This is a genomic window from Streptomyces aurantiacus JA 4570, assembly GCF_000414115.1.
Taxonomy (GTDB): domain Bacteria; phylum Actinomycetota; class Actinomycetes; order Streptomycetales; family Streptomycetaceae; genus Streptomyces; species Streptomyces aurantiacus_A.
In genome coordinates this window covers 1-4,051 of sequence record NZ_AOPZ01000062.1, presented here as the reverse complement: position 1 = coordinate 4,051, position 4,051 = coordinate 1, and the positions used below count along the sequence as shown (strand labels likewise).

The 4,051-nt window shown below is 74.1% G+C and carries 3 protein-coding genes; 1 reads left to right on the top strand and 2 read right to left on the bottom strand.

Annotated features, from left to right (window positions below):
* A partial coding sequence (locus STRAU_RS07765; RefSeq protein WP_037658073.1) for an alpha/beta hydrolase family protein occupies positions 1-1,173 on the bottom strand: 1,173 nt, incomplete at its 3' end.
* A 171-nt stretch (positions 1,174-1,344) separates the two neighbouring features.
* Between STRAU_RS07765 and STRAU_RS07760 the strand changes: the two genes are divergently transcribed.
* On the top strand, positions 1,345-2,577 hold the full coding sequence (locus STRAU_RS07760) for a threonine synthase (RefSeq protein WP_016639705.1): 1,233 nt from the start codon (positions 1,345-1,347) through the stop codon (positions 2,575-2,577).
* A gap of 78 nt (positions 2,578-2,655) precedes the next feature.
* On the opposite strand, the gene STRAU_RS07755 is transcribed toward STRAU_RS07760, so the two are convergent.
* On the bottom strand, positions 2,656-4,051 hold a 1,396-nt coding region (locus tag STRAU_RS07755), incomplete at its 5' end, for an APC family permease (protein WP_037658071.1).

The following is a 4,051-nucleotide window of genomic DNA, read 5'->3' as shown; positions in this document are numbered from 1 at the left end:
CGAGGCGCCCGCGGGGTTGTCGAAGGTCTGCGGGCGGCCGGCGAGCGGGATCTTGCGCACGCCGCTCGCCAGGCCGGGATACCGGTCGCCGCTCGCACCGCGCAGCGTGGCCGCGCCGTCCGTGGAGTCGATGCCGCCGGTGCGGGTGACGCGGAAGGCGGGGCCGGTGTCGACGCCCTTGTCGTCCTTGAGATAGCGGTCGAACCAGGTGCCGACCCGGCCCTCCACGCGGTCGGTCTCCATGTCGCCGCCGTCGTGGCCGCCCGCGATCCAGTCCACCGAGACCGGCGCGTGGTTGTCGCGGATCGCCCTGGCCATCGCGTCGGCCTGGTCGAGCGTGAACAGCGAGTCCGTCTGGCCCTGCACGATCAGCGCGGGCACCTTGATGCGGTCGCCGACGGCGGCGGGGCTGCGCCCGGACAGCAGCTCGCGCGCCTCGGCGTCCGGCTTTCCGGACACCGCCACGCGGTCGTACATCTCGCAGAGCCGCTTCTCGAACCGGTCGCAGCCGCCGCCCGCGCTGAGGAACATCCCGGCCCACAGCTTCTTGAACACGCCTCGGGGGAACAGGGCGTCCGCCAGGTTCCAGTACGTGATCATCGGGGCGATGGCGTCGACCCGCTGGTCGTACCCGGCGGCGAGGAGCGAGACCGCGCCGCCGTACGAGGCGCCGGTGACGCCCACGCGCGGGTCGCCCGCCTTGTCCAGGCGCACCTCGGGGCGCTTGGCCAGCCAGTCGATCAGCCGGGAGACGTCGGCGACCTCGCCCTTGGGGTCGTTCAGACCGATCCGGCCGGTGGACCTGCCGAAGCCCCGGGCGGACCAGGTCATGACCGCGTAGCCCTTGCGGGCGAGCTTCTCGGCCTGGTCGCGGACGTCGTCCTTGCTGCCGCCGAAGCCGTGCCCGATGAGGACGGCGGGGCGCTTGTCACCGGGGTCGCCCGCGGTGAAGTACGACGTGTCGATCCGCACGTCGCGGCCGTCGGCCGTGCCCATGTCGAGGCGCTGGTCCGAGCGGCGCACGCCCGGCCCGTCGTCCGAGGCGAGCGCCGACACCCCTGTCCACGTCCCCGCCCCCACGAGCAGCACGACGCCGGCCGCGGCGGCGAACAGCCGCCGCGGCCGGCGAAGGGCGGCCTTCCAGGCTCCGGCCCTGGGCCGTCGTAGATCCATGCCGTCAACGGTACGGGGGCCCGCTGACAACCAATGCCCCCACCGGTCTGAACCCGGAAGCCTCCCGGGGAAGTACGCGGGGGCGGCCGCGTACTTCCGACGCGGTAGGCGCGGCGGGGTCACCCCGATCTTCCGTGAAGCAACTGTCAGGGGCACCTACCCTGTTGATCCATGACATCTCAGCTCCCGGCTCCCGCGGAATCCCTGGCCACCGGCCAGCGCTCGCTCGGCGACCCGTCCGTCCGGTACCCGCTGTGGCCGCCGCTCACCGAGGGCTGCCCGGTCACGAGCACGGACTCCGTGGCCTATCCGGTGGAGGTCGACTACGCCTACGACAAGCTGCCCGCCGACTTCTTCGCGACCGCCGCGTCCCGGCCGCGCGGGCACGAGCGGTGGGCGCCGCTCCTGCCGCCCCTGCATGCCCCCGGGCTCGCGGAGGGCGGCACTCCGCTGCTGCCCCTGGAGGACGGCGTGTGGCTCAAGGACGAGTCCCGCAACCCGACCTGGAGCCACAAGGACCGGCTGAACCGGGTCGCCGTGAGCGCGGCGGCCGGGGCGGGCGCGGCGGGCGTCGTCGTCGCCTCGTCCGGCAACCACGGCGCGTCGGCCGCGGCGTTCGCGGCGCGGGCCGGGCTCCGGTGCGCCGTCGTCACCTCGGCGGACGTGCCGCCCGCCGTCGACGCGTTCCTGCGCGCGTACGGGGCCGCCGTGCTGCCGGTGCCCATCGAGCAGCGCTGGTCGCTGCTGCGCCGGATCGTCGAGCGGACCGGCTACCACCCCGTCAGCAACCTGACGCCCGCCGCGCACACCGGGCACGGCTTCGGCCCGGAGGGCTACAAGACCCTCGCGTACGAGATCTTCGCCGAGCTGGGCACCGTCCCGCGCGCGGTGTTCGTACCCACCGGCTACGGAGAGATGCTGTTCGGCGCGTGGAAGGGCTTCGCCGAGCTGGTGCGGCTCGGGTACGCGGAGCGGGTGCCGCGGCTGTACCCCTGCGAGCCCGCCGCCGGCGGTCCGCTCGCCGCCACCGTGCGCGCGGGGGCGCTCACCCACGTCCCCGTCGGTCCCACCGCCGCGTACGCCATCGCCTGCCCCGTGGGCGGCCACCGCGGGGTCGTCGCGCTGCGCGAGAGCGGTGGGGGCGCGCTGCTCGTCACCGACGAGGAGATGGCCGTCGCGCGGGCGGAGTTGGCGCGGAACGGGGTGTGGGCGGAGCTGTCGGCTGCCGCCGGGCTCGCCGGGCTGCGGCAGCAGGTCGCCCGGGGCGGGCGGGAAGGCGACGGGCCCGTGGTGTGCGTCTCCACGTCCAGCGGTTTCAAGGATCGCGACCTGCTGGCCCCTGGGCCGTCCGCGGTGGTCGACCCGAAGGACTGGGCGGGGGTGGAGCGGCGGCTGCGGGGGTGAGGACCCTGCGGGGCTTTCCCCAGTCCCGCCCCTTCCGCCGACAGCGGGGGTCCAGGGGGCGGCAGCCCCCTGGGAGGGCTACTCGCCAGGCACGCTCACCAGCCACCGGCTGTCCCTGCGCGGCCGCAGGTAGAACGCCCAGTAGAGGGTCGCCACGGCCACGATCCCGCCGGCCCACAAGAGGTACGCCGCCTCCTGTTGGCTCAGGACATACGCGAGCACCGCGACAAGCACCACCGGCACCCCGGGCCACAACGGCATCCGCCAGGCGGAAGCCAGCCCGTGCGAGCCCCGCCGGCCGAGCAGCGCCGCGACGGCGACCAGCAGGTACATCCCGGTCACGGACACCCCGGTCACGCCGTAGAGGGTGTCGAGGTTCACGAAGCACAGCGCGGCGCCCGGCACACCCACCAGGAGCGTGGCGACCCAGGGCGAGCCGAAGCGCCCGCCGAGCCGCGAGAGGACGTTGTTCACGGGCGCGGGCCACGCCTGGTCCCGGGCGGAGGCGAACAGGACCCGCGAGTTCTGGATGACCATGACGATGCCCGCGTTGATGATGGCGAGGGCGACGCACAGGCTGACGAAGGTGCCGACGCCGGAGCCGGCCCAGGCGTCGACCATGCCGCCGATGTCGCCGCTGGTGAGCGCGGCGAGATCCGGGGCGCCCATGGTGATCGCGGCGACCGGCACGAGGAGCACGACGGCCGAGATGCCGAGGGTGAGCAGCACGGTGCGGGCCACGTTCTTGCGCGGGTTCTCCATCTCCTCCGACAGGTACACGGCGGTGGAGAAGCCCTGTGTGACGAAGAGGGCGATGGCGAGCCCGGAGATGATCAGCATGGCCGTCACGGTCTCCGTGCCGCCGCCGGAGCCGGAACCGCTGCCGGAACCCGCCGCCACACTGAGGTCGGTGAGGCTGGACGCCCCCCGCTCGGCGTGCGCGAATCCGAGGACCGCGACGACGCCCGCCGCGACCACCTCGAGGACCAGGAAGATCCCGGTGATCCACGCGTTGGCCCGCAGGTCGAGCAGGCCCGCGAGGGTGGCGAGGAGCATCACGCCGGCGCCCGCCAGGGACGGGTCGAGGTGCACGACCGGGGCGAGGTAGTCGGCCGTGCCCATGGCGATCACCGGCGGCACGATCATCACGACGAGCAGGGACAGGACGAACACCAGCCAGCCCGCGAGCCGTCCGGCCATCGTCGACACCATCGCGTACTCGCCGCCCGCGCTGGGGATCAGCGTGCCGAGCTCGGAGTAGCAGAACGCGACGCCCACGCACAGCAGCGCGCCGATCGCGATGGTGAGCGCGGTGGCGGTGCCGAGCGAGGAGAACAGGTCGGGCACGACCACGAACAGCGTGGACGCGGGCGTCACGCAGGACAGCGTGAGCAGCGTGCCGCCGACGACGCCGATGGAACGCTTCAGCTTCCGCTGCGCCTGGTCCTGTTCCGGCGCGGGCGCGGTGGCCGCG